This window comes from Streptomyces sp. NPDC039424, from assembly GCF_055639495.1.
Window position 1 is genome coordinate 177,972 of record NZ_JBVKAI010000011.1, and the last position, 23,522, is coordinate 201,493.

At 72.0% G+C, this 23,522-nt stretch carries 27 protein-coding genes; 11 read left to right on the forward strand and 16 right to left on the reverse strand.

Annotated features, from left to right (window positions below):
- Nucleotides 1-11: 11 nt before the first annotated feature.
- Together ACZ7L0_RS26265 and ACZ7L0_RS26270 are read right to left on the reverse strand one after the other, a co-directional pair.
- Nucleotides 12-1,220, reverse strand: coding sequence for a cytochrome P450 (locus ACZ7L0_RS26265; protein ID WP_471245008.1), 1,209 nt, complete (start codon nucleotides 1,218-1,220; stop codon nucleotides 12-14).
- 106 nt (nucleotides 1,221-1,326) lie between these two features.
- Complete coding sequence (locus ACZ7L0_RS26270) at nucleotides 1,327-1,476, reverse strand: hypothetical protein (RefSeq protein ID WP_471245009.1); 150 nt, start codon at nucleotides 1,474-1,476, stop codon at nucleotides 1,327-1,329.
- 84 nt (nucleotides 1,477-1,560) lie between these two features.
- Between ACZ7L0_RS26270 and ACZ7L0_RS26275 the strand changes: the two genes are divergently transcribed.
- Nucleotides 1,561-2,190, forward strand: a complete 630-nt coding sequence (locus ACZ7L0_RS26275) for a LysE family transporter (protein ID WP_471245010.1) — start codon at nucleotides 1,561-1,563, stop codon at nucleotides 2,188-2,190.
- Between the two features lie 143 nt (nucleotides 2,191-2,333).
- Nucleotides 2,334-2,783, forward strand: coding sequence for a nitroreductase family deazaflavin-dependent oxidoreductase (locus ACZ7L0_RS26280; protein WP_471245011.1), 450 nt, complete (start codon nucleotides 2,334-2,336; stop codon nucleotides 2,781-2,783).
- 79 nt (nucleotides 2,784-2,862) lie between these two features.
- Here the strand turns inward: ACZ7L0_RS26280 and ACZ7L0_RS26285 are convergent, their stop codons facing one another.
- Complete coding sequence (locus ACZ7L0_RS26285; protein WP_471245012.1) at nucleotides 2,863-3,939, reverse strand: cation diffusion facilitator family transporter; 1,077 nt, start codon at nucleotides 3,937-3,939, stop codon at nucleotides 2,863-2,865.
- A gap of 97 nt (nucleotides 3,940-4,036) precedes the next feature.
- Between ACZ7L0_RS26285 and ACZ7L0_RS26290 the strand changes: the two genes are divergently transcribed.
- Complete coding sequence (locus ACZ7L0_RS26290; RefSeq protein ID WP_471245013.1) at nucleotides 4,037-5,050, forward strand: glutathione S-transferase family protein; 1,014 nt, start codon at nucleotides 4,037-4,039, stop codon at nucleotides 5,048-5,050.
- 43 nt (nucleotides 5,051-5,093) lie between these two features.
- The gene (locus ACZ7L0_RS26295; protein WP_471245014.1) at nucleotides 5,094-5,390 is read left to right on the forward strand and encodes a DUF4235 domain-containing protein; all 297 of its coding nucleotides are present in this window, start codon (nucleotides 5,094-5,096) and stop codon (nucleotides 5,388-5,390) included.
- 37 nt (nucleotides 5,391-5,427) lie between these two features.
- On the opposite strand, the gene ACZ7L0_RS26300 is transcribed toward ACZ7L0_RS26295, so the two are convergent.
- Nucleotides 5,428-5,820: a VOC family protein gene (locus tag ACZ7L0_RS26300; RefSeq protein ID WP_471245015.1), complete on the reverse strand. Its 393-nt coding sequence runs from the start codon at nucleotides 5,818-5,820 to the stop codon at nucleotides 5,428-5,430.
- A 331-nt stretch (nucleotides 5,821-6,151) separates the two neighbouring features.
- Here ACZ7L0_RS26300 and ACZ7L0_RS26305 point away from each other — a divergent pair, with 331 nt between their 5' ends.
- Nucleotides 6,152-7,183, forward strand: coding sequence for a 7-epi-alpha-eudesmol synthase (locus tag ACZ7L0_RS26305; protein WP_471245016.1), 1,032 nt, complete (start codon nucleotides 6,152-6,154; stop codon nucleotides 7,181-7,183).
- Nucleotides 7,184-7,454: 271 nt separating this feature from the next.
- Here ACZ7L0_RS26305 and ACZ7L0_RS26310 read toward each other — a convergent pair whose 3' ends face one another.
- Genes ACZ7L0_RS26310 through ACZ7L0_RS26330 form a run of 5 tightly spaced genes read right to left on the reverse strand, consistent with a single transcriptional unit; the run spans nucleotide 7,455 to nucleotide 11,844 of the window.
- A complete protein-coding gene (locus ACZ7L0_RS26310; RefSeq protein ID WP_471245017.1) occupies nucleotides 7,455-8,699 on the reverse strand; it encodes a cytochrome P450 in 1,245 nt (414 codons plus the stop codon).
- Nucleotides 8,696-9,301 carry a GTP-binding protein gene (locus ACZ7L0_RS26315; protein WP_471245018.1) on the reverse strand — a complete coding sequence of 202 codons (606 nt, stop codon included), beginning with the start codon at nucleotides 9,299-9,301 and terminating at the stop codon, nucleotides 8,696-8,698. Before ACZ7L0_RS26315 ends, ACZ7L0_RS26310 begins: the two co-directional genes overlap by 4 nt.
- Nucleotides 9,282-9,653: a DUF742 domain-containing protein gene (locus ACZ7L0_RS26320; protein ID WP_471245019.1), complete on the reverse strand. Its 372-nt coding sequence runs from the start codon at nucleotides 9,651-9,653 to the stop codon at nucleotides 9,282-9,284. Before ACZ7L0_RS26320 ends, ACZ7L0_RS26315 begins: the two co-directional genes overlap by 20 nt.
- Nucleotides 9,650-10,060, reverse strand: a complete 411-nt coding sequence (locus ACZ7L0_RS26325; protein WP_030043913.1) for a roadblock/LC7 domain-containing protein — start codon at nucleotides 10,058-10,060, stop codon at nucleotides 9,650-9,652. Before ACZ7L0_RS26325 ends, ACZ7L0_RS26320 begins: the two co-directional genes overlap by 4 nt.
- Nucleotides 10,061-10,065: 5 nt before the next feature.
- On the reverse strand, nucleotides 10,066-11,844 hold the full coding sequence (locus ACZ7L0_RS26330) for an ATP-binding protein (RefSeq protein WP_471245020.1): 1,779 nt from the start codon (nucleotides 11,842-11,844) through the stop codon (nucleotides 10,066-10,068).
- Between the two features lie 216 nt (nucleotides 11,845-12,060).
- Here ACZ7L0_RS26330 and ACZ7L0_RS26335 point away from each other — a divergent pair, with 216 nt between their 5' ends.
- Both ACZ7L0_RS26335 and ACZ7L0_RS26340 read left to right on the forward strand, forming a co-directional pair.
- Nucleotides 12,061-12,423 carry a DUF1304 domain-containing protein gene (locus ACZ7L0_RS26335; protein WP_471245021.1) on the forward strand — a complete coding sequence of 121 codons (363 nt, stop codon included), beginning with the start codon at nucleotides 12,061-12,063 and terminating at the stop codon, nucleotides 12,421-12,423.
- Complete coding sequence (locus tag ACZ7L0_RS26340; RefSeq protein WP_471245022.1) at nucleotides 12,420-12,983, forward strand: TetR/AcrR family transcriptional regulator; 564 nt, start codon at nucleotides 12,420-12,422, stop codon at nucleotides 12,981-12,983. Before ACZ7L0_RS26335 ends, ACZ7L0_RS26340 begins: the two co-directional genes overlap by 4 nt.
- A 4-nt stretch (nucleotides 12,984-12,987) precedes the next feature.
- Here ACZ7L0_RS26340 and ACZ7L0_RS26345 read toward each other — a convergent pair whose 3' ends face one another.
- The gene (locus ACZ7L0_RS26345) at nucleotides 12,988-13,800 is read right to left on the reverse strand and encodes a hypothetical protein (protein ID WP_471245023.1); all 813 of its coding nucleotides are present in this window, start codon (nucleotides 13,798-13,800) and stop codon (nucleotides 12,988-12,990) included.
- A 77-nt stretch (nucleotides 13,801-13,877) separates the two neighbouring features.
- Nucleotides 13,878-14,834, reverse strand: coding sequence for a GlxA family transcriptional regulator (locus ACZ7L0_RS26350; protein WP_471245024.1), 957 nt, complete (start codon nucleotides 14,832-14,834; stop codon nucleotides 13,878-13,880).
- A gap of 71 nt (nucleotides 14,835-14,905) precedes the next feature.
- Here ACZ7L0_RS26350 and ACZ7L0_RS26355 point away from each other — a divergent pair, with 71 nt between their 5' ends.
- Complete coding sequence (locus tag ACZ7L0_RS26355; RefSeq protein ID WP_471245025.1) at nucleotides 14,906-15,856, forward strand: NADP-dependent oxidoreductase; 951 nt, start codon at nucleotides 14,906-14,908, stop codon at nucleotides 15,854-15,856.
- 17 nt (nucleotides 15,857-15,873) lie between these two features.
- Here the strand turns inward: ACZ7L0_RS26355 and ACZ7L0_RS26360 are convergent, their stop codons facing one another.
- Both ACZ7L0_RS26360 and ACZ7L0_RS26365 read right to left on the reverse strand, forming a co-directional pair.
- Entirely contained in the window at nucleotides 15,874-16,980 is a 1,107-nt protein-coding gene (locus tag ACZ7L0_RS26360) for an NAD(P)-dependent alcohol dehydrogenase (RefSeq protein WP_471245026.1), read from the reverse strand.
- Nucleotides 16,981-17,019: 39 nt separating this feature from the next.
- Nucleotides 17,020-18,477, reverse strand: coding sequence for an aldehyde dehydrogenase family protein (locus ACZ7L0_RS26365; RefSeq protein ID WP_471245027.1), 1,458 nt, complete (start codon nucleotides 18,475-18,477; stop codon nucleotides 17,020-17,022).
- A gap of 105 nt (nucleotides 18,478-18,582) precedes the next feature.
- Here ACZ7L0_RS26365 and ACZ7L0_RS26370 point away from each other — a divergent pair, with 105 nt between their 5' ends.
- Nucleotides 18,583-19,011, forward strand: a complete 429-nt coding sequence (locus ACZ7L0_RS26370) for a MarR family winged helix-turn-helix transcriptional regulator (RefSeq protein WP_471245028.1) — start codon at nucleotides 18,583-18,585, stop codon at nucleotides 19,009-19,011.
- 155 nt (nucleotides 19,012-19,166) lie between these two features.
- On the forward strand, nucleotides 19,167-19,547 hold the full coding sequence (locus tag ACZ7L0_RS26375; RefSeq protein WP_471245029.1) for an anti-sigma factor antagonist: 381 nt from the start codon (nucleotides 19,167-19,169) through the stop codon (nucleotides 19,545-19,547).
- A gap of 31 nt (nucleotides 19,548-19,578) precedes the next feature.
- On the opposite strand, the gene ACZ7L0_RS26380 is transcribed toward ACZ7L0_RS26375, so the two are convergent.
- On the reverse strand, nucleotides 19,579-20,532 hold the full coding sequence (locus tag ACZ7L0_RS26380; protein WP_471245030.1) for a ribose-phosphate diphosphokinase: 954 nt from the start codon (nucleotides 20,530-20,532) through the stop codon (nucleotides 19,579-19,581).
- Between the two features lie 170 nt (nucleotides 20,533-20,702).
- Here ACZ7L0_RS26380 and ACZ7L0_RS26385 point away from each other — a divergent pair, with 170 nt between their 5' ends.
- On the forward strand, nucleotides 20,703-21,377 hold the full coding sequence (locus tag ACZ7L0_RS26385) for a DUF4230 domain-containing protein (RefSeq protein ID WP_471245031.1): 675 nt from the start codon (nucleotides 20,703-20,705) through the stop codon (nucleotides 21,375-21,377).
- Nucleotides 21,378-21,396: 19 nt separating this feature from the next.
- On the opposite strand, the gene ACZ7L0_RS26390 is transcribed toward ACZ7L0_RS26385, so the two are convergent.
- Nucleotides 21,397-23,166, reverse strand: a complete 1,770-nt coding sequence (locus tag ACZ7L0_RS26390) for a complex I subunit 5 family protein (RefSeq protein WP_471245032.1) — start codon at nucleotides 23,164-23,166, stop codon at nucleotides 21,397-21,399.
- Nucleotides 23,166-23,513 carry a sodium:proton antiporter gene (locus tag ACZ7L0_RS26395; RefSeq protein WP_471245109.1) on the reverse strand — a complete coding sequence of 116 codons (348 nt, stop codon included), beginning with the start codon at nucleotides 23,511-23,513 and terminating at the stop codon, nucleotides 23,166-23,168. The genes ACZ7L0_RS26390 and ACZ7L0_RS26395 overlap by 1 nt, the downstream gene beginning before the upstream one ends.
- Nucleotides 23,514-23,522 lie beyond the last annotated feature (9 nt).

The following is a 23,522-nucleotide window of genomic DNA, read 5'->3' on the forward strand; positions in this document are numbered from 1 at the left end:
AGCAGAGCCTCTTACCAGGCCACGGGGAGTTCCAGCATCCCCTGGATCGTGTCGCCGGGCTTGAACCGAACGGCTTGCGGCGGCACCGCCAGACGCAGTCCGGGCAGCCGCTGCCACAGCGTCCCGAGGGCGATCTCCAGCTCGGCGCGGGCCAGGTTCTGGCCCAGGCACTGGTGGATGCCGAAGCCGAAGCCCACGTGGTGGCGGGCCGGGCGGTGCCAGTCCAGGGCGTCGGGATCGGGGTAGACGGACGCGTCGCGGTTGATGACCGAGGTCGAGAAGACCACCCCGTCACCGGCCCGGATCGTCGTCCCGGCCACCTCGATGTCCTCCAGGGCGGTGCGCAGCAGCCCGTCGGCGATGGACAGCGCCCGCATCAGCTCCTCGACCGCGGCGGGCAGCAGCGCGGGGTCGGCGCGGAGTTCGGCCAGCCGCTCGGGATGCCGCAGGAGGGTGTAGGTGCCGAGCGAGATCATGTTGGCCGTGGTCTCGTGGCCGGCGACCAGCAGGACGACGGCCAGCGAGACCGCTTCCGCGCGGTCGACCGTGCCCTCGCGCAGCTGGTGGTGGGCGAGGTCGTCGAGGATGCCGTCGCCGGGCTCCGGGCGGCTGCCCTTGCGGTCGATCAACTCGCCCAGGTAGGACTCCAGTTGCTCGCGGGCGTCCAGGGTGTCGGCCGGTTCCGGGCCGCGCAGCAGCCGCCGGGACTGCTCCTCGAAGAACTCGTGGTCGGCGTACGGGACGCCCAGCAGGGAGCAGATCACCATGGACGGCACGGGCAGTGCGAACGCGCCGACCAGGTCGGCGGGCGGCCCCTGGGAGATCATGTCGTCCAGCCGCTCGTCGACGATCTTCTGGATGGCGGGCCGCAGTTCGGTGGCGCGCCGGAGGGTGAAGCCGGGGACCATCATCCGCCGCTGGGTGTGGTGTTCGGGGTCGTCGAGCCCGAGGAGGGCGATCCTGCGGTCGCGGACCGCCGCGATGCGCGGCGTGATCACGGGGAAGCCGGAGCGGGTGCGGTCTGCGGACAGGCGCGGGTCGGACAGCAGCGCGCGGGCGGCGGCGTGGCCGGTGACCAGCCAGACCGGCCGGCCGTCGTACAGGGTGGCGCGGGCCAGCGGGCGGTGTGCGCGCAGCGGGTCGTAGGCGGTCGGCGGATGGTAGGGGCAGGTGCGGTCCTGGGGGAAGGCGACGGGCTCGTGCCGAGCCGGCGCGTCCATCGGTTCCGTTGTTTCCGTCAGTTGCGTCAGTTCCGTCGGTTCCGTCATGGCAGGCCTCGCAGACGAAGGGTGCGTCGTGCCGATCTTCATTAGATGCCTCGGGCATCTAGGGGACGACGGCAAGTTCGGCCAGATCGGTGATCCGCGCGATCTGGCCGAACATCGCGCTCGCGGCCACCGTGACCGCGCCGAAATCCGGTTGCCGGTGCCCGGCCGCGGGCCCCACGATCGGGCGCATGTTCACGACTGACTTCATCCTGCCGCCGACCTCCGCCGCCGTCCTCCCGGTGCGGGGCCGACAGCAGCCCGGCCGCCCCCGCAGGACCGAGCCAACGCGCCCATGACGGCCGCGCTCGTCGCGGGCCTGCTCGCGGGATACGGCGTCGCCGTACCCGTCGGCGCGGTCGCGGCCTATCTGGTCTCCCTCACCGCCCGTACGTCCCTGCGGACCGGTGCCTCGGCCGCGCTCGGCGTGGCGAGCGCCGACGGCCTGTACGCGCTGCTGGCCGCGGTGGGCGGCTCCGCCCTCGCGGCGGTGCTGCGGCCGGTGCTCGAACCGCTGCGCTGGACCTCGGCGCTGGTACTGGCGGCCCTGGCGGTGCTGGGCGCGGTGACCGCCGTACGGCAGTACCGCGCGCTGACGCTCAGCACCCGGGCGGACCGGCCGCCGCCCGGCCCCGGGCGGGCCTACCTGGGCCTTCTCGGGATCACACTCCTCAATCCCACCACGGTGATCTACTTCGCCGCGCTGGTGCTCGGCACCCGCGCCGGGGACGCCGTACGCCCCTGGGAGCAGGGCGTCTTCGTCCTCGCCGCCTTCGCAGCCTCCGCGAGCTGGCAGCTGCTGCTCGCCGGCGGCGGCGCGCTGCTCGGCCGCGCCCTCACCGGTCGCCGGGGACGGCTGGCCACGGCGCTGCTGTCGAGCGGCGTGACCATGGTGCTGGCGGTGCGGACGGCGGTGGCGCCGTGACCCGGGCCTGGCGCGATACGGGCGCCGCGCGGGCGCGGCGGCTGCCGGATCCGGTCCGGCGGGCGTGGTACGGATGAAACGAGCACCGTCCGGTGTTGCAGCACGATGCCAGTCAGCCGCAGACCGTCGAAGGGACGAACGTCATGCCTCTCGAGGGTGAGTACGAGCCCAGCCCGACCCAGTGGGTGCGCGAACAGGTCGAGTTGTACGAGAGCTCCGGTGGCACCAAGGGGACGACGCTGAGGGACACGGGGCTGCCCGTGATCGTGCTGACGACCCGGGGTGCCAGGAGCGGCAAGATCCGCAAGACGCCGCTGATGCGGGTGGAGCACGACGGGCGGTACGCCGCGGTCGCCTCGCTGGGCGGCGCTCCCAAGCATCCGGTGTGGTACTTCAACGTCAAGTCCGACCCGCGGGTGGAGCTGCAGGACGGCCCGGTCAAGCAGGACATGAGGGCTCGTGAGGTCACCGGCGAGGAGAAGGCCGCGTGGTGGGAGCGGGCCGTGGCCGCGTACCCGGCCTACGCCGACTACCAGCGGAAGACCTCCCGGGAGATCCCGCTCTTCGTCCTCGAACCGGCCGACGGGGACTGATTCCGGCCCGGGAACGCCGTCTTTTAGAAAAATCTGTTTCGGGGAGGCATGAACCTCCTCCGCCCCGGGCACCCGCCTGTCAGGCCCCGCCGCGTTCCCCCGTCGCGGCGGGGCTTTCCCGTGCCTCGTGCGCCGGGCGGTCGGTCACGTCGAGGAAGATCTGCTCGGCCTCCGGGACGGCCTCGGCGAGGGAGCGCTTGATGCGCACGGCGACCTCCTCGACCCGCTCGCTGTCCAGGCCGGGCACCAGGTCGATCCGGGCGGCCACCAGGGTCGAGTCGAGCCCCAGCTTCATGGTGAACAGCGCCTCCACGCTGTCGATCTCCGGCTCCGACTCCAGCAGCGCCCGCATCCGGGCGCTCAGCTCCGGGTCGGCGGCCTCCCCGATGAGCTGGTCACGGGCGTCCCGGCCGAGCCGGTAGGCCACGTACACCAGCAGCACGCCGATCGCCAGCGAGGCCGACGCCTCCCAGACGACCTGGCCGGTGGCCATGTGCAGGGCCATGCCGGCGATGGCGAGGGTCACGCCGAGCACCGCCGTGCCGTCCTCGGCGACGACGGTACGCAGGGCGGGGTCGCGCATGCCGCCGAGACCGCCGCCCTGCCGGTGCACCTGGTGCAGCGCCCGGAACAGGGACGCGCCCTCGGCGAGCAGCGCGACGCCCAGCACGATCAGGCCCGCCACATAGCCGCTGAACTTCTCCTCCGCGCCGTTGCGCAGCGCCTCGACACCCTGGAAGAAGGAGAAGCAGCCGCCCATGACGAAGATCCCGACGGCGGCGAGGAGCGACCAGAAGAACCGCTCCTTGCCGTAGCCGAAGGGGTGCCGTGCGTCGGCCGGGCGGCGGCTGCGGCGCAGCGCGGCCAGCAGGAAGACCTCGTTGAGGCTGTCGGCGACCGAGTGGGCCGCCTCCGACAGCAGGGCGGGCGAGCCCGCGAGGAGTCCTCCGGCGGCCTTGGCGGCGGCGATGACCAGATTGGCAGCCAGTGCCACGAGGACGGTGACGCGTGTTCTGCGGTCGGCCCCGTCGTCCGGGGCTCCGGCACGGGGAGACTCGCTCTCCGCCGCCTCCTCTCCGGCGTGCTCCGCGGCCTTCTCGCCGGTCCGCGCTTCCGTCTTGTCTTCGGTCTTCTCTTCCGAGGATGTCCCGCTCACCACCGCCGATTGCCCGCACCGGGACAGCTCACACCGTGCCGACGGCGCAAATCGGGGAACGCGTTCACCAGGACGCCCCCCGCGGCAAGGAGGAAACATGAGTGGCGAGGGCAACAGCGCGTACGGCCGCAAGTCGTTCACCCGGTCCAAGAGCCACTTCGCGGACCGGATCACGGTGGACGGCCGCGACGGCTGGCCGGTGGAGCCGGGCCGCTACCGTCTGGTGGCCAGCCGCGCCTGTCCGTGGGCGAGCCGGGCGGTGATCTCGCGCCGGCTGCTGGGCCTGGAGGACGCCCTGTCCCTGGCGATCGCCGATCCGGTCCAGGACGACCGCAGCTGGCGCTTCACCCTCGACCCCGACGGCCGCGACCCCGTACTCGGCATCCGCTTCCTGGCCGAGGCCTACGACCGGCGGGAGACCGGGTACCCGGGCGGCGTGAGCGTGCCGGCGGTGGTGGACGTGCCCAGCGGACGCCTGGTCACCAACGACTACCAGCGGCTTACCCTCGATCTGGCCACCGAGTGGACGGCGCTGCATCGCCGAGGGGCGCCGGACCTGTATCCGCGCGCGCTGCGGGACGAGATCGACGAGGTGATGGCGGACGTCTACGAGGACGTCAACAACGGCGTGTACCGGGCGGGGTTCGCCACCCACCAGGAGGAGTACGAGGCCGCCTGCGCCGCGGTCTTCCGGCGGCTGGAGCTGCTCGCGAAGCGGCTCTCGGGGCAGCGCTACCTCGTCGGTGACACCCTCACCGAGGCGGACATCCGGCTGTTCACCACACTGGTCCGTTTCGACGCCGTCTATCACGGTCACTTCAAGTGCAACCGCTGGAAGCTGGCGGAGAACCCCGTGCTGTGGGCGTACGCCCGGGACCTCTACCAGACGCCCGGATTCGGCGACACCGTCGACTTCGACCACATCAAACGGCACTACTACCAGGTCCACACCGGCATCAATCCCACCGGGATCGTGCCGCTCGGGCCGGACCTCGCCGGCTGGCTCGCGCCGCACCACCGGGAGGAACTCGGCGGCCGGCCGTTCGGCGACGGCACACCGCCCGGACCGCTCCGCCCCGGCGAGGAGGTGCCGGCCGCGGGGCGGCCCTGAAACGTACCCATCGCAGCAGACCGCAGACTAAGGAGTATCACTCGTGGCCAAGAAGAAGAAGCTGCCCCTCGCCTACCAGCCCGTCGGCTTCGTGCTGAGCTGGGCGGGCGGGGCGCTCGCGGGGATGGCCTTCCGCAAGGCCTGGAAGACGCTGCGGCACGAGGACGACGCGCCCGACGCGCTGGACCCGGACCGCGGCTGGGGCGAGATCCTGCTGGCCGCGGCGGTCCAGGGCGCCATCTTCGCGGTGGTGCGCAGCGCCGTGGACCGCACCGGGGCCAAGGCCATCGAACGCTCGACGGGGGTCTGGCCGGCGAAGGAAAAGGGAGGCCGGGACTGAACCGCCGGGGCTGAACCGCCTGAACCGGGCCTCCCGCTCAGCCCTGCTTGGGCGCCGTGGGAGGCATCAGGCGCAGGGTGAAGGAGTGCCCGGCGGGGTCGGCGTAGCCGCGTTCCTCGTACGGCCCGGCCGCGTCCTTCGTGTCGATCGGCCGTCCGCCGAGCCCGATCACCCTGCGCTCCGCCTCGTCCAGGTCGTCCACCAGGAAGTCCAGGTGGGCCTGGAGGGAGTTCTCGGGGCGCGGCCAGCTCGGCGGGGTCGCGTTCACGTCGCGGCGGAACGCCAGCCGGACCCCGTCGGCGCCGCGGATCTCCACGAGGTTGGCGGACGCGTCCGTCTCCTCGCCCTCCAGGAACTCCTTGTAGAACTCGGCGAGTTTCTCGGGCTCGGCGCAGTCGAGCACCACGACGCCCGCTTTCACCAGTGCCATGTTTCCTCCACGGGGATGACAGGGCCCTCATGACGGGGTCCCTCTCCTCGCGGTTATCCCCGCCCCGCGGATTCAGTCGGCCAACGGCCGCTTCCCGCAAGGCAGTCGGCCTGTGTGTGAGGCGAGGGAGTGTACGCGACTCATGAGGCGTGAGCAGTAACAGACATCACGGTCAGGTCACGGTGTAGATCATTTACTCTCTGGGCAGTCTCGTACCGCTTCTCGGCTCAACTTTCGGGCCACGAAGCGCAGTTCGAGTGCGCGGGCGGCCGTCTGGCCGCCCGCTCGCAGGAGTGGGGGGACCTGCGTTCCGTCTCCCGAAAGGAAGCGCATGCCTCAGGACGTCCGTTTCGACCTGCCCTTCGACACCCCCGTCAGCGACCATCTGGAGTACGCGCGCGCCCGGCATCTGCGCTGGATCTGGGACATGGGGCTGGTGCGCAGCCAGGCCGGGTTCGAGGAGTACCAGTCCTGGGACCTGCCGCAGGCGGCGGCCCGCACCTATCCGCACGCCTCGGCGGACGACATGGTCGTGCTGATGAACTGGTTCTCGCTGGCCTTCCTGTTCGACGACCAGTTCGACGCCAACCAGCCGGACCGCGCCGACCGGATCGCCGAGGTCGCGCGCGAGCTGATCGTCACGCCGTTGCGTCCGGCGGGCAGCCGGCCGCGGGTGGTCTGCCCGATCACGCTGGCCTGGGCGGAGGTCTGGCGGCACCTTTCGGATGGCATGTCCCTGACATGGCAGACGCGGTTCGCGGCCTCCTGGGGGCGGTTCCTGGTGGCGCACTGCGAGGAGGTCGACCTAGCGGCGCGGGGGCTGGCCGGAACGCTGGGGCTCGACGAGTACGCGGAGTTCCGCCGCCGCACGGTCGGCATCCACCACAGCATCGACGCGGGTGAGCGCAGCCGCGGCTTCGAGGTTCCGGCGCAGGTGCAGGCGCATCCGCTGATGGAGCGCATGCGCGACCTGGCCGCGGACACCATCGGGTTCATGAACGACATCCACTCCTTCGAGCGCGAACGGCGCCGAGGTGACGGCCACAACCTGATATGCGTCCTACAGAGAGAGCGGGGCGGCACCTGGCAGGACGCGGCGGACGAGGCGTACCGCATGACCACCGCCTGTCTCGACGAGTACGTCGCACTCGAGGCGCGCGTGCCGCGGATGTGCGACGAACTCGGTCTGGACGAGGACCAGCGGGCCCGGGTGCGGATGGGCGTGGAGGCCATCCAGCACTGGATCAACGGCAACTACGAATGGGCCCTGACCACCGGCCGCTACGCGGCGGCCAAGGAAAGCCCCGCGACCACCGCCGAACGGGCCGGCCGCGGTTCCGTGGACGACCTCCTGGCAGTCTGACCACCCCGACCACCCCTGCTATGGGTTTTGGGTTCTTCAAGGACCCGCGCGGGGTCGCTGGGGGGAGGGAAGGGGGTCGGCGGTGCTCCGGCACCGGGCGGTGGTCCGGGGGCGGACGCCCCACCGTCGGCGAGAGCACCACCCCCGCCGGGAACCCACAACCCGCACGCGCACGCGACCGCGCCAGAGCCCGCACCTCCGCCCGCCTCCCGGCGGGCGGCACCCGCGCGGGGGCGGGTGTTCGCGCGGGTGCCGGATTCTTCCGGCGGGGTTACGTCGTGAACTCGACCGGGAGGCTGTCCAGGCGGGACTCCCAGGTGGAGGCGGTGGAGGTGAGTTCGTCCGGGGGGACGGCCAGGCGCAGGCCGGGGAGGCGGTGGAGGAGGACGTTGACGGCCGTTTCGATGATGGCCTGGCCCAGGTTCTGTGCCGGGCACTCGTGCGGGCCGGCGCTGAAGGCGAGGTGGGACTGGTTGCCGACCACGGACACCCCGGCGTCGGGCCGGATCTGCGGGTCCATGTTGCCCGCCGTCAGGCCGAGGACCAGCAGGTCGCCCTCCTTGATCGGACAGCCGCCCAGCTCCAGGTCGGAGGTGGCGAACCGGCCCGGCAGCACGGCGAGCGGCGGGGTGTTCCACATGACCTCCTCCACCACCGCGGACATGTCCAGCTGCCCGCTGACCAGCCCGGAGCGCCGGTTGGTGTCGGTGAGGATCAGTTGCAGCGCCCGGGCCAGCAGGTTGCTGGTCATGGTGTGGCCGGTGATCAGCACCAGGCGCAGATGGTTGAGGAGCTCGTCCTCGTCCAGGCTCGCGTGGTGGTCGATGAGCCCGGTGGCGAAGTCGGAGCCCGGCTCCGCGCGCTTGCGGGCGGCGAGTTCACCTAGCACGCCCATGATCTTCTCGTTGTGCGCGAGGGCGTCCGCGCTGCCCTTCATGATCTGGTGGCTGGACTCGGCCAGGCTGCGCCCCTCGCTCTCGGCGAGTCCGACGACCCGGGTGAGGACCAGCATCGGGAGATAGTCGGCGAAGTCCGTCACGAGGTCGGCGCGGCCGGCGTCGGCGAACGCGTCGATCTGCTTGTTGGCGAAGTGCGTGACGTGACGGCGGATGCCGCGGCCGGTCACCGCCAGCAGGTTGTCGGTGACCGCACCGCGCAGCCTGCGGTGCGGTTCGCCGTCCTGGGAGACGCAGTCCGGGCGCCAGCCCAGCATCTGGATCAGCGGCGAGGTGTCGGCGACCCGGCCCGCCTTCCAGTCCCGCCAGATCCTTGAATCCCGGCTGAACTGCAGGGGGTTGTCCAGGACCCGCCGGTTCTCCCGGTAGCCGAGCACCAGCCAGGCGGGGATGTCACCCTCCAGCAGGATCGGGGCGACACTCCCGTGCTCCTTGCGCAACCGCTCGTAGATGCCATGCGGATCGGTCTCCGACTCGGGACCGTACAGCCGGGCGATGCCCGAACCGTGGGCGACGGGGCACCCGGCCGGGGCGTCGGGGCCGTGGGGCTGGTCGTTCATCGGGACTCCAGTGCGACGGCGGACCGTTCCTGCAGGTGGCGGATGAGCGCCACGAGCACATCGCGGCTGGAGGCCCGGTCGCGGGCGTCGCAGGCCACGATCGGAGTGTGCGGGGAGATGTCGAGGGCGTCCCGGATCTCCTCGACGGGGTGCTTGGTCGAGTCGGGGAAGATGTTCAGCGCGATCACGAACGGCACGTCCTGCCGTTCCATCTCCTCGATCGCCCGGAAGCTGGAGGCCAGGCGGCGGGTGTCCACCAGGACGACCGCGCCGAGCGCGCCCTTGAACAGGCCGTTCCACAGGAACCAGAACCGTTCCTGGCCGGGCGTGCCGAACAGGTACAGCATCAGGCTGTCGTTGAGGCTGATCTTGCCGAAGTCGAGGCTGACGGTGGTCTCGGCCTTGTCGGCGACGCCGATGAGATGGTCGTCGCCGACACTGGCCTGGGTGAGGGTCTCCTCGGTGGTGAGCGGCTTGATGTCGCTGACGGAGCGGACCATGGTGGTCTTCCCGGTGCCGAACCCGCCGGCGATCATCACCTTGACCGAGCGGATGCCCCCGGCGGCGGGCCGGCCGGGATGGTCAAAGCCTTTCAAGTCCACTGAGTACCTCCTGGAGGAGCGCGAGGTCGGGCCCGCGTCCGGCGTCGTGCGCCGGAATGGGATCACGGGCTTCAATACGGCCTGCGTCCAGCAGATCCGCCAACAGCACCGCGAGAATGTTGAAGGGCAATCCGAGATGGGCGCCGAGTTCGGCCACCGACAGCGGATCACGGCAGCGCCGGAGTATCTCCTCGTGCTCGTGCTGCATGCCCGGCAAGGGGCCGGTGCGGGAGACGATGAGGGTCGCCACGTCGAGGCTCGACGCCGACCCGCCCGGTCCGCTGCGCCCCCCGGTGAGGACGTAGTAGCGCTCGAGACCGGACGGGTCCGTGGGCCGGCGGGGAGCACTCATCCAGAGTGCTCCTCCAGGCGCGGAGTGGTGCCGAGGAGCTCGCCCATCCGGCGGGCCAGGTCCCTCATCTGGTGTCCGAGCAGGCCCTGGTCGAGGCCCTCCCGGGCGAGGACGCCCAGATAGGTCTCGACCCCGGCGCGTACGACGAAGAGGTGGCCGCCGTCGACCTCGATCATCGCGAGCCGCAGCTGTCCCGCGTACTTGGGGAACTGCTCGGCGACCGGCTGGGCCAGGGCCTGCAGGCCGGCCACCACGGCCGCGAAGCGGTCCACGTCGTCGGGGTCTTCGGCGCCAAAGGAGGTGATGGCCTTCCCGTCGCTGGAGGCCACCAGGGCGAAGCGGATCTCCGGGATGCTCTCCACCAGATCGCGGAGCGCCCAGCTCACGTCGGTTCCCTGTTGCGTCATGTGGACTAGTCGCTCTCTTCGTTGCGGTGCTCGGTGGACTCGCGTCCGACGGGCTCGCGTGCGGGGTTCGTCTCGTCGGCCTCCGCCCGGGGCTCGGTCGACTCCCGTTCGGACAGGGCGGGTTCGGCCCCGCCGGGCGCGCGGCCCGCCGTGGCGAAGGCGGCCAGACCCGCGAAGGACGCGTCCGGGGGGACGGCGGTGACGGAGGCCTGCTCGGGCCGGGCGGTGGGCTCGGCCGGGCGCTGCTCTTCCGGCTCGCGGCGCTTGCTGCGGCGCCGGGGCAGGCCGCCGGGCGTGGTGTCCACCGCGTCGTCGGTGTCGGCCGGTGCCTCGGCGGGGGCCGGAGCCGCGGCGGGGGCCTGGGCGGCGGCCGGGGCCGAAGCGGCGGGGGTGGCCGTGGCCGGGGTGGGCGCGGCGATCGGGCTGAAGTACTTGTGCGGGACCACGACGACCACCGAGGTGCCGAGCCAGGGAGAGTCGGCGAAGGTGACCCGGATGCCGTAGCGGCGGGCGAGGATGCCGACCACGCGGAGGCCGATGTTCGCGTCCTCGGAGATGCCGCCGAGGCCGGGACCGGCCGCGGTGCCCGCGAGGGAGTGCTCGGCCTCGCGCTTCTTCTCCTCGCTCAGGCCCTTGCCGGAGTCCTGGATCTCGATGCCGACGCCGTTCGGCACCTCCTTGCCGGAGACGATCACCGGCTCGGTGGGCGGCGAGTAGCGGGCGGCGTTGTCCAGGAGGTGGGCGAAGACCAGGGTGAGGTGGTCCACCAGGCCGCCGTCGACACCGAGTTCGGGCAGGTGACGTACCTCGACCCGGTGGAAGTCCTTGATCCGGCCGATACCGCCGCGGACCACGCTGAGCAGCCGCTGCGGTTCCTGCCACTGCCGTCCGGGGCGGTCCGAGCCGCCCAGCACGCCGATGCTCGCGGCGAGCGAGTCGGCGGGGCCGAGCTCCTGGTCGAGCTCCATCAGGCCCCGGGCGACGGCGGGCAGCCGCCCGTGCTCGCCCTGCATCTCGTGCAGTCGGCCACGGAGCTTGCTGGTCAGCACGTGGATGCGGTTGCCGATGCTGATGACGGCCTGTTCGGCGGAGGTGGAGCGGTTGAACTCCTCCTCCAGGCCGATCAGCGAGGTCCGCAGGATCCGGCGCAGGTCGGCCTGGAGTTCGGCGTCGACCTTCGCGCACTGGTTCGCCGCGGGCAGTACGTCGTCGATGGCGTCGCCGGCCCTGAGCCGCTTCAGTGCCTCGGGCAGCTGCTCGTTCGCGAGCCGGGCGACGGCCTCCCGCTGGTGGGCGAGTTCCTCCTGCCACACCTCCGCCCGGTCGGCGAGCTGGGCCTCGTAGGACTGGGCGGTGTCGGCGATCCGCTGCTCGTACGCCCTTGCCTGTTCGGCCAGTTGGGTGTCGTAGGCGGCCGTCCGCTCGGCGATCCGGTCCTCGTACGCGGCCGACTGCTCGGTCAGCTGCGCCTCAAGGGCGGCTCGTTCGGCGCTGAACTTCCGCTCGAGGCCTGCCACATGCTGCTGCCACTGCTGGGTGTGCTCGGCCTGCGTGGTGCGGAAACCGCCCTCAACGCGGCGCAGTTGACGCTGCGAGCGGATCAGCAGCCGTACGCACACGGCGCCGGCGGCGGTGGCGGCGGCACCGGCGACGGCGGCGGTTATTCGCTCCGAGCTCATGAACGTGGCGGCAACCGTCCCGCCTCCTAAGGCCAGTGGCATCAGCCACCAGCTGTACCAAGCGACAGGTGCCCGCGCCGCCGGTGGCGGAGTGGCGAGTTCCATCTGCATCCTTCGAAAGCAAACACGATCGAATCAGGGGGGTGTGCACTCACGTCAACTCGCAGTGACGGACTGGAGCTTATCGGGTTTGAACCCCAAAGGATCAACCGCACGGTGCATGGGAGTGAGGGTTCCGTCACGCACCGGCAGCGAGCTTCACTCCTGGACAGGTGTCCAGCTATCCTGGACACCTGTCCAAGAATGAGGAGCCCACAGATCGTGGAAATAGTGGCGAAGACACTGGTCGGCCTCGTGGCCGCGCTGCACGCGTACATCCTGGTGATGGAGATGTTCCTGTGGCAGAAGAAGCCGGGCCGGGCGCTGCACGGCTTCGACCCGGAGATGGCTCGCGCGACCGCGCCGATGGCCGCCAACCAGGGGCTCTACAACGGCTTCCTCGCCGCCGGTCTGGTGTGGGGGCTGATCGCCGCCGATCCGACGGGGCAGCGCGCGCAGGTGTTCTTCCTGTGCTGTGTCGTCGTCGCGGGCGTGTTCGGCGCGGCCACGGCCAACCGCCGCATCCTGTTCGCCCAGGCGCTGCCCGGCGCGCTGGCCCTGGCCGCCGTACTGGCCGCCCGGTGACCCGGCCCGCGCCCGAGGACCCGCGGGCCGCCCGCACCCGGGCGCGGCTGCGCGCGGCCCTGCTGGCCGAGTGCGCCGAGCGGCCGCTGGCGGAGGTCGGCGTGGCCGCGCTGGTGCGCCGCGCCGGGGTGGGCCGGGCCACGTTCTACGTGCACTACGACGGCCTGGAGGCGCTGGCCGTCGACGCCTGCGCGGACGTCGTACGGGAGGCGGTCGAGGCGCTGCACGCCTGGCGCGGCCGGCCCGACCCGGTGCACGCCCCGCCCGCACTGCCGGCGTTCTTCGCGGGTCTGGCCCCGCACGCGGGCCTGTACCGCACCCTGCTGACCCCGGGCGGCGGCGGACCGCTCGGGCACGTGCTGCACCGGGACCTCAGGGCCCGCAGCCTGGCCGAGCGCGAACGGGCGGGCGCCGCCGACGCCCCGCTGGTCGCCTCGGCCGTGGCGGCGACCTTCGCCGGTGTCCTCGCCGACTGGCTGCACGGGCTCCTGGACGCGAGCCCGGAGCAAGTCGCCCATCAGGTCTGGCAGTTGCTGGTCGCCCTGCACCGCAGCCGGTGACGGCTCACTTGCAGCCGACGCCGTCCTTCGCCTGCGGCCAGGCCTCGACGCCGTCGGGGGTGCGGACGTACGCCTTCGTCTTGTCGTCCGTCAGCCACAGCCGCCAGTGCTTGAAGCGGTATCCGGTGTCGTGGGCCCCCGCGGGCATGCGGACGTCCCCGTCGTACGGAGCGGAGAGCTGGGCACCGACCTCGAACAGCCCCTCGGGGTCACGGACGTAGAGCCTGGCGTCCCTGCCGCCGCCCATGGCCAGGAAGTGGGCGCTCTGCCAGTCGCAGTGCTCCGCACCGCCGTTGCTGCTGACCTCGGTGACCGGTACCCGCTTGCCGGAGCGGTCCGTCCAGATCTCGTACTCCTGGGAGTCCGTGAAGCTCGCCGGGAGTTCGGCCGGATCGCAGGAGGCGCTGGACTGCGGTCCCCAGCCGGGCCGGTTCTTCTGGTCCTTGGCGACCACCACGGCCACCTTGGTGCGGCCCGCGACGTCGAAGGAGTACAGGACGCGGTCACCCTCCTTCCGCTCCGCCCGGTAGCCGGACCGGGGGACATCGGGCTGCTCGATGTCGAAGTACGCCTTCAGCCCCTCCTCGGGACTGCCGCCGCCGTCCCCCTCGCTCCACGCACCGCCGCCGCCGCTCTCGAAGACCTTCCCCTCGCACTCCAGCGCCCGGCGGGCGGCCTCGGAGCCGTGCAGCGGACCGCTGTAGGCCGAGGCCGGGGCAGGAGCTGGAGCCGCCTCGTCGTCCCCCGCGACCTCACCGCCGCACGACACCGTCGTCATGGCCACCAGCGCCGCCGTCATGATCAGTCCTCTGCGCATTTTCCCGCCCCTGTTCCTTCGCGTCCCGGTCACTGCCGTGTCCCTTCGACGCGGCGGCGGACCGGAACGTTCGAAGATCAGCGGGCCGTCTGGAACGTACGCCGGTACGCCTGCGGCGACACCCCGATCGCCGCGTGCAGGTGCTGGCGCAGGGAGGCGCCCGTGGCGAAGCCGACCTCGCCCGCGATCTGGTCGACGGACAGGTCGCTGGACTCCAGCAGATGCCGGGCCCGGACGACTCGCTGCTGGATCAGCCAGCGGCCGGGGCTGACGCCCACCTCGTCGTTGAAGCGGCGGGCGAAGGTGCGCAGGCTCATCCGGGCGTGCCCGGCGAGGTCGGTGAGGGTGAGGGGTTCGCCGAGGCGTTCCAGGGCCCAGGCGCGGGTGTCCGCCGTGCTCGCGGCGCCGGCGTCGGGCACCGGCTGCTCGATGTACTGGGCCTGGCCGCCGTCCCGGAAGGGCGGGACGACACAGCGCCGGGCGACGGTGTTGGCGAGTTCATGGCCGTGGTCGGTGCGTACGAGGTGCAGGCAGATGTCGACACCCGAGGCGGCGCCCGCGGAGGTGAGGAAACGGCCGTCCTCGACGAAGAGCACGTCCGGGTCGAGGGTGACGCGGGGGAAGAGGCGCCGGAAGCCGTCGGCGACCTGCCAGTGCGTGGTGGCCCGGCGGCCGTCGAGCAGTCCGGCGGCGGCGAGCACGAAGGCGCCGGTGCAGATGGAGACCACGCGCGCGTGCTCCGGGATCCGGGCGAGCGCGGCGGTGAGCGCGTCCGGCAGCTCGTCCGGGATGTGCGCCGGCGGGACGGCCGTGAGGATCACGGTGTCGGCGGTGTCCAGGATCTCGGGTCCGTGCTCGACGGTGACCGAGAAGTCCGCGTTGGTGCGGACCGGGCCGCCGTCGACCGTGCAGGTCAGCACCTCGTACCGGCCGTCGGCCGCGCCCAGGATCCGGCTGGGGATGCCCAGTTCGAACGGGTAGGCGCCGTCGAGGGCCAGGACCACGACCCGTTCACTGCTCCGCTTGCCACGCATGGCACGATCCTATCGGATGTTGGCAATCATGCCATTTCCCGGGCGGGCGGAGACGGGCAGGCTGGTTGACCATGAGCGATGTGAACACCATGCGTGCGATCAGTCAGGACGTCCTCGGCGGGCCCGGGGTTCTCAAGGAGGTACGGCTGGAGCGGCCCGCGCCGAAGCCCAACGAGGTGCTGGTGCGGGTGCGCGCCGCCGGGGTGAACCCCACGGACTGGAAGCACCGCGCCACCGGCGGTTTCCTGGGCGAGCCGCCCTTCGTCCTGGGCTGGGACGTCTCCGGCGTGGTCGAGGCGGTCGGCATCGGCGTCGCCGCCTTCCGCCCCGGCGACGAGGTCTTCGGCATGCTGCCCTACCCCTACGGCCACGGCTCGCACGCGGAGTACGTCACCGGCCCGGCCCGCGCCTTCGCGCACAAGCCGGCCGGGATCGACCACACGCAGGCGGGCGCCCTGCCTCTGGTCTCCCTCACCGCCTGGCAGGCGCTGGTCGAGACGGCGGACGTACGGCCCGGACAGCGGGTGCTGATCCACGCGGCGGCCGGCGGCGTCGGGCATGTGGCCGTGCAGATCGCCAAGGCGCGCGGCGCGTATGTGATCGGCACCGCGAGCGCGGGCAAGCACGACTTCCTGCGCTCCATCGGGGTGGACGAGGCGATCGACTACCGGGAGACGGACTTCGCCGAGGCCGTGAAGGACGTCGACGTGGTGCTGGACACGATCGGCGGGGACCACTCCACGCGGTCGCTGCGCGTGCTGCGCCCGGGCGGCGTCGTGGTCTCGATCCTGCCGGTCGGATCGGACGACTTCCCCGAGGAGGCCGAGCGGCTCGGTGTGCGGGCGGTCCGGATGCTCGTGGACGCCTCGCGCAGCGGGATGCGGGCGATCGCGGAGCTGGTCGAGGCGGGGAAGCTTCGCGCCACGATCGCCGGGACCTTCCCGCTGGCCGACGCCGCCGAGGCGCACGCGCTCGGCGACACCGGCCGCACCATCGGGAAGCTGGTGCTGCTGGTCGACTGACCAGGTGAGTCGGCCGTTCAGAAGGTGAGTACGGGCTTGATCGCCTTGCCCGCCTTCATGTCCCGCACCGCCTGCTCGATGTCCGCGAACGGATAGGTGCTGATCAGGCGGTGCAGCGGGAGCCGTCCGTCCCTCACCAGCTGGACCAGGGCGGGGATGAAGGTCTGGGTCTCGCTGTCGCCGAGGGTGAGACCGACCACACGCTTGCCGCCGAGCATCCCGTTGACGTCCAGGGCGACCTCGGTGCCGAACGGCGGGGCGCCGACGATGACCAGGGTGCCGCGGGCGGCGAGCGCGTCGACGCCCTGGCGCAGTACGCCGACGTTGCCGGTGGTCTCCACGACGCCGTCGGCGCCCTGGCCGCCGGTGATGTCGGCGAGCGCCCCGGCGAGGTCCTCCTCCCCCGCGTCGACGGTGTGCGTGGCGCCGAGTTCGAGGGCCAGCTGGAGACGTTCGGCGACCCGGTCGACCGCGACGATCGTGGTGGCCGGGGTGAGGGCGGCGGCCATCACGGCGGACAGGCCGACCGCTCCGGCACCCAGGACGACGACGCTGTTCCCCGCGACCGGCCGCAGTACGTTCCAGACGGCGCCGACACCGGTCTGCACCCCGCAGCCCAGCGGGGCGAGGGACGCCAGCGGCAGGTCCTGGTCGACCTTCACCAGGCTGCGCTCGTCCACCAGGGCCCGCTCGGCGAACGAGGACTGGCCGAAGAAGTGGCCGCCGAGCGGCTCGCCGCCCCGGCTGATGGTGCCGCTGCCGTCGGCCCGGCGGCCCCCGATGAGGTTCAGCGGCAGCCAGGTCGCGCAGTACGCGGGGTGCCCGCCGTGACAGTTGCGGCACTCGCCGCAGGAGGTGAAGGACAGGATGACGTGGTCACCGGGCGCGACACCGGTGACCGCGGAGCCGACGGCCTCGACGATGCCCGCTCCCTCGTGGCCCAGCACTCCGGGCAGGGGGAAGGGCAGTCCGCCGCTCGCCACGCCCAGGTCCGTGTGGCACAGGCCGGCCGCCACCATGCGGACCACCGCCTCGTGCGGTCCCGGCTCGTCGAGTACGACGTCGGAGAGGGTGAAGGGCGCTCCCCCGGACTCGACCACGGCGGCACGTGTGGTGATGGGCATCGCGTGAACTCCTTTCGGTTCGATGGTGCGGGGGGGCGCTCAGTCGAGCGAGACGACGACGGACTTGACCTTGGTGTAGGCGGCGAGGGCCTCGGGCCCGTACTCGCGGCCGAAGCCGGAGTCCTTGACCCCGCCGAAGGGCACCGCGGGGTCGAGCATCGCCCAGTCGTTGATCCAGACGATGCCCGCCTGGAGGCGGCCGGCGACGCGGTGGGCACGGGCCAGGTGGGAGGTCTGCACACCCGCGGCGAGGCCGTACGGGGTGGAGTTGGCGAGGGCCACGGCCTCGTCCTCGGAGTCGAAGGGCTGCACGGTCAGGACCGGGCCGAAGATCTCGTCCTGGACCACCCGGGAATCGTTGGGGAGGTCGGCGATCACGGTGGGCTTGTAGTAGGAGCCGCCGTTCAGTTCGAGCCGCTCGCCGCCGCAGACGATCCGGCCGCCCTCCTTGCGGGCCAGGGCGACGTACTCCTCGACCTTCTTCAGATGCTTCTCCCCCGCCATCGGCCCGACGACGGTGGCCGCGTCGCGCGGGTCGCCGACGGGCACGCCGGGTACGGCCTCGGCGAGGATGCCCAGCACGGTGCTGTACACCCCGCGCGCCACCAGCAGGCGCGGGCCGCCCATGCAGAACTGGCCGGTGTTGAAGACGAAGCCCTTGATGATCGCGCCGACCGCCTTCTCCAGGTCGGCGTCCTCGAAGACGACGTGGGCGGCGTTGCCGCCGAGTTCCATGGTGACCGGCTTGAGCGCCTCGCCCGCCGCTGACGCCACATGCCGGCCGACGGCGCTGGAGCCGGTGAAGGCGATCTTGTCCACGCCCCGGTGCCGCAGCAGGGCCTCGCCGGCCACCGGGCCGGTGCCGGTGACGACGTTGACCACGCCGTCCGGGACCCCGGCCTTCTGCAGCAGGCGGGCCATGTAGAGGGCGCTGAGCGGGGTCTCGTCGGCGGGCTTGTGGACGACCGTGTTGCCGGCCGCGAGGGCCGGGCCGATCTTGGAGCCGGCCAGGATCAGCGGGAAGTTGAAGGGGGTGATCGCGGCGACCACGCCGAGGGGCTCGCGACGGGTGTAGGCGAGGGCGTTGAGGGGGGTGTCGCGGGTGGCGCCGTCCAGGGAGTAGGCCAGGGCGGCGAAGTACTCGTAGTCGTTGGCCGCGTTGGCGATGTCGACCGCGCCGCACAGCGTGACCGGCTTGCCGACGTCGAGGCTCTCCAGGGCGGTGAGCTCCTCGGCGTTCTCGCGGATCAGTTCGGCGACCCGGTGCAGGATCCGGCCGCGCTCCCGGCCGCTCAGTCCGGACCACTCGCCGCCGTCGAAGGCCTCGCGGGCGGCGCGCACGGCGGCGTCGACGTCGGCGGCGCCCGCCTCCGCGACGGTGGTGACCACCTGCCCGGTGGACGGGTCGATCACGTCCGTACGGGCGCCGTCGGCGGCCTCGCGCCACTGTCCGCCGATGAACAGCTGCCCCGGGCCGGTGTCGATGGTGGTCGTCATTGCCCACTCCCCAGCGTAGATCGCCAAGATTTCAACCAACAGGATTCCTGTTGGTTCGCAGTCTCATTACGGACAGGTTTCCTGTCAATGGTCTAGGGTTCACGCATGGTCGGTACACGCACACGCCCATCATTGCTCTACATGGTCAAGCAAGTGGAGCTCGTGGTGCGCTCTCATCTGGACGAGCTGGTCAAGCCCGCGGGGATCACCGCCCTGCAGTACACGGCCCTCACCGTCCTCGAACGGCACGACGGACTGTCGGCGGCGCAGCTGGCGCGCGACTCGTTCGTCACCGCCCAGTCCATGGCCGACCTCGTCCGGTCCCTGGAGAGCCGCGGACTCGTGCGCCGGGAGCGCAATCCGCGCAACCGGCGCGAGCTGCTGATCCTGCTCACCGACGCCGGGCGCGAGCTGCTCGCGGGGTTCGCCGGTCCGGTGCGGGAGCTGGAGGAGCGCATGGTCACCGACCTCACGGCCCACCAGGAGGAGCAGTTCCGCCAGGCACTCACCAAGGCCTGGCACGCCCTGTCCTAGGTCGTGCCCGTCGGCGCCCTGTCACGCAGACCACAGCAAGACACACGCCAAAGTCGAAGACATATGTCAATCGAACATGCTCAAATTCCCTCTATCGAGGGTAACTTGCTGGGCGGGGAGCGGATGACCCGGCACGGGTGGGAGGTGACGCCGGCATGCACCAGGACCCCGCACCACTCACCCGGCACCTGCGCATCCACCAGGACCGCGGGCACACGGTGCTGGAGTTCCGCGGCGAGATCGACATCGCGGCGGCCACGGAGATCGCTCCGTACCTGGACCGGGTGACGGCCCGGCCCGGCGCCCGCGTCGTGATCGACCTGCGGCACATCGAGTTCTTCGACTGCTCGGGGCTGCGCCTGCTGTACCGGGCCCGCGGCCGGGTGCTCGACCGCGGCGGGCAGCTGCACCTCGTCTGCACCCACCCCCTGACCCTGCGCGTCTTCCGGGTCATGGGGCTGACCCGCCTGCTGCCGCCGCGGCCGACACTGGACGAGGCCCTGGGACAGCCCGAGGCCACGTCCGGCTCGCTATGACTTTCCTGCGACCTGAGCCGCCGGACAGGCCCTAGGCGGTTCTCGGTTCGTCGAACAGGGCGCTCACGGACTCACCGTTGTGGATGCGGCGTACGGCCTCGGCGAGCGCCGGGGCGATCGACAGGATCCGTAGCTTGTCGGTGTGCTCGTCCTCGGGGACCGGCACCGTGTTGGTGCACACGATCTCCAGGACGTCCGGCTGTTCGCTCAGCCGCTTCAGGGCGCCCGCCGCGAACAGTCCGTGCGTACACGCGACCCGGATCGATCGCGGGCCCAACTCCCGCAGCCGTTCGAGGAGTTCGAGCACCGTACTGCCCTTGGCGATCTCGTCGTCCAGCACGATGACGTCCCGCCCGGCCACGTCGCCGATCACCGAGCTGATGCTCACCCGGTCGTCCGCGAACCGCTGCTTGGCGCCGGCCGCCACCTGGGCGCCGATCAGCCGGGCGAACGCGGCGGCCTCCTTGGCGTTGCCGAGGTCCGGCGAGACGACGGTGGTGCGCGTCAGGTCGTACTGCCGGAAGTGCGCGGCCAGCTCCCGCAGTGCGTGCAGATGGTCCACCGGCATCGAGAAGAAGCCGTGCACCTGCGGCGCGTGCAGGGTCATGGCGAGGACCCGGCCGGCGCCCGCCGCCACCATCAGGTCCGCGACCAGGCGGCCCCCGAGGGAGATGCGCGGGGCGTCCTTCTTGTCGGAGCGGGCGTAGGAGTAGTGCGGCATGACGACCGTGATGCGCGCCGCGGACGCGCCCCGGGCCGCGTCGCACATCAGCAGCAGCTCCACGAGGTGCTCCTGCACCGGCTTCACCAGCGGCTGGATCAGGAAGACGTCCCGTTCCCGGCAGTTGGCCTGGAGCTGCACCTCCAGGCAGTCGTTGGCGAACCGGCTGACGCGGGTCGGGCTGAGCGGCACGCCGAGGTGGGCGCAGACCTCCCGCGCCAGTTCGGGATGGGCACTGCCACTGAAGACGGCGATGTCTCGCACGATCGGCTCCTCGCATGATCATTACGGGCCGCGTTCATGCTACTGACACCGGTCCCCTCACCAGGCACGGGTGTGCCGTCCCAGGAGAAGGAGCCGCCGTCCGGCCTCAACGCGCCGGTCTGTCGCGGAGTTTGCCGGGCATGCGCACTGTAGGAAGGAGGACCGTCGGTATGACGACTTCCCTCAGGCGCCTGCCCAGGCGCCTGCCCAGCCGCATGCCCGGCTGGGCGAAGGTGGTGACCGCGGTGGTGCTGGTGCTCGCGGTGCTGTTCGCCGGGATCCGGCTGGCCGTGCTGCCGGGCATCAAGGACCTGTTCGGCACCGAGACGCACGACCGCTCCGGCCCGACGCTGCTGAAGTCCATCCGGGACCTCAGCCGCTACGACGCGGCCTCCGGCACCTTCCAGGTCGTCGTGGACCTGGAGAAGGACGCCAAGTACCTGCCCGACGCGATCCGCGGCACCCGCACCCTGTACGTCGGGGCGGGCACCGTGGACGCCTACGTCGACCTCGGCCGGGTGGGCAAGGAGGACGTGACGGTGAACGGCGACCGTACGTCGGCCACGCTCCGGCTGCCGCACGCGCTGCTCGGCAAGCCCGCCCTGGACGCGGACCACTCCTACGCCGTCTCCAAGCAGCGCGGACTGCTCGACCGGCTCGGTGATCTCTTCTCGGACAATCCCAACAGCGAGCACGCCGTGCAGGAGCTCGCGGTGCGGCACATCGGCGAGGCGGCCAGGGGCAGCGGGCTGACCGCGCGGGCCGAGAAGAACACCACGGACATGCTGCAGGGCCTGCTCGGCTCGCTCGGCTTCAAGGAGGTGCACGTCTCGTACGGGACCTGACGCGACCCGTCGGGCGGGCTCAGCCGCCCAGCACGCCCGGCAGGGCCAGCACCCCCAGCACGGTGGTGCCCAGCAGCAGCCAGGCCACGTAGTCCCCGACGTGCCCGGACTGCAGCCGGCGCAGTGCCCGCGCCCGGTCCGGGGCGGCGGTCCAGTCCGGGCGGGTGACGGCCAGCGCGGCGAGGCCGACGGCCAGCAGCGTGGACAGCAGGCCCAACAGGACGCCCTCCGGGGTCCAGCCGACGGCGGCCTCGGCACCACCTGACCCGGCCTCGTTGACGGCGTGGGCGACCGCCTCCGGGAAGCCGGGGGCCACGCCGACGGCGAGGGCGGCGGCGAGCAGGACGGCGGGGACGGTGGTCATGGTGTCCGGGATCCGGCGCAGTCTGCCCCGGGTCTCGGGCTCCTCGTCACAGCCGGTGGTCTCGTCCTCGGAGGCGTCCTCGGGGCGGGGCCCGAGGCCCAGGAACACCCGGGTGGCGACCCGCAGCACGGCCGCGGCGGTCACCGCGGAGGCGGCGACGTACAGCACGGTGAGCGGGCCGCCCACGGCCTCCTCGGTGACCGACTTGCCGAGCGCCGTGCCGAACGGCGGCAGGCCCGCGAGGCCCAGGGCGCCGGCGGTGAACATGACGGCGACCGCGCGCAGCCGCCGGGCCCGGCCGTGCAGGGCGTGCTCGTCGACGCTGCCGTACCGGTCGAGGAGGATGCCCGCGCAGGCGAACAGGGCGGCTTTCACTCCGGCGTGCCCGAGCACGTACAGCGCGACGCCGTCGTCGGCCTCGGGCTTGAGCACGCCGACACCGACGAGGAACAGCCCGGTGTGGGCGATGGTGGAGTAGGCCAGCAGCCGCTTGATGTGCCGCTGGTACCAGCACATCACCGCGCCGACGGCCGCGGTCACCGCGCCGAGCACCACCAGCGCCCGCTCCAGGTCGGCGGGCGGGATGCCGCCGGGCCCGGAGAAGACGGTGGTGTAGACCCGCCACGCGCCGTAGACGCCGAGTTCGACCATGACGCCGGACAGCAGCATGCACACGGGGGTGGGCGCGACGGCGTGCGCGTCGGGGAGCCAGAACTGGAAGGGCACGGTGGCGGCCTTGACCAGCAGGCCGGTCATGACCAGCACGAAGGCGGCGAGGACGAGCGCGTCGGGCCGCCCGTGCGTGGCGGCGGTGTCGAGTCCGCGCCCGATCTTCGTCATGGCCAGCTCACCGGTGCGGGCGTACAGCAGGCCGATGCCCATCAGCAGGCCGTAGGCGCCGAGGGAGTTGACGACACCGAAGGTGACCGCGCCCTGCACGGCCTTGGGGTCGTCGATCCGGTAGCCGGTCAGCGCGTAGGCGACGACGCTCATCAGCTCGAAGAACACGAACGCGTTGAACAGGTCGCCGGCGATCGCGAACCCGCACATGCCGCCCTGGAAGAGCAGCATCAGCGCGGGGAAGGAGCCCGCGTGACCACGCGGCGGCTCGTCGAAGTAGTGCCAGGAGTACACCAGCGCCGCCAGCGTCAGCAGCGAGGCGAGCGCGGCCATGCCGAGTGCCGGTCCGTCCCCGGTCAGCACGATGCCGACGCTCTCGCCGCCCACGGGCACCCAGCCGCCGGCCCATTCGACGAACGGCGGGGACGAGTGGAGCAGCAGGACGATCGCGAGCGCCGCCGTCGCGCCGGAGACGGCGCAGGCGGCGGTCTCGGCGGCGAGGCGGGGCAGGTGGCGGCCGGTGGCGACGAGCAGGGCGGCGCCCAGCACCGGCACGGCGACCAGCAGTGGCAGCAGGTGGTGCATCAGCCGCGCAGCTCGGAGAGTTCGTCGGGGTCGACCGTGCCGTGCCGCTTGGCGATCTGGACCACGAGCGCGAGCAGCAGCGCGGTGACGGTGGCGCCGACGACGACATCGGTGAGGGCGAGGGCCTGCACGACGGGGTCGACCACCGGGCGCGAGCCGGGCCGGAGGTCGGAGAAGACGGGGGCCGTGCCGCCGGCGCGGTAGCCGACGGCGAGCAGCAGGACGTAGGTGGCGGCTTGGCACACGGAGAGGCAGCCGACGGCGTGGATCAGGTTGCGGCTGGTGGCGAGGCCGTAGCAGCCGGTCAGGAACACCCATACGGCGACCAGGTACGGAAGGACGTGCAGCACGGCGGT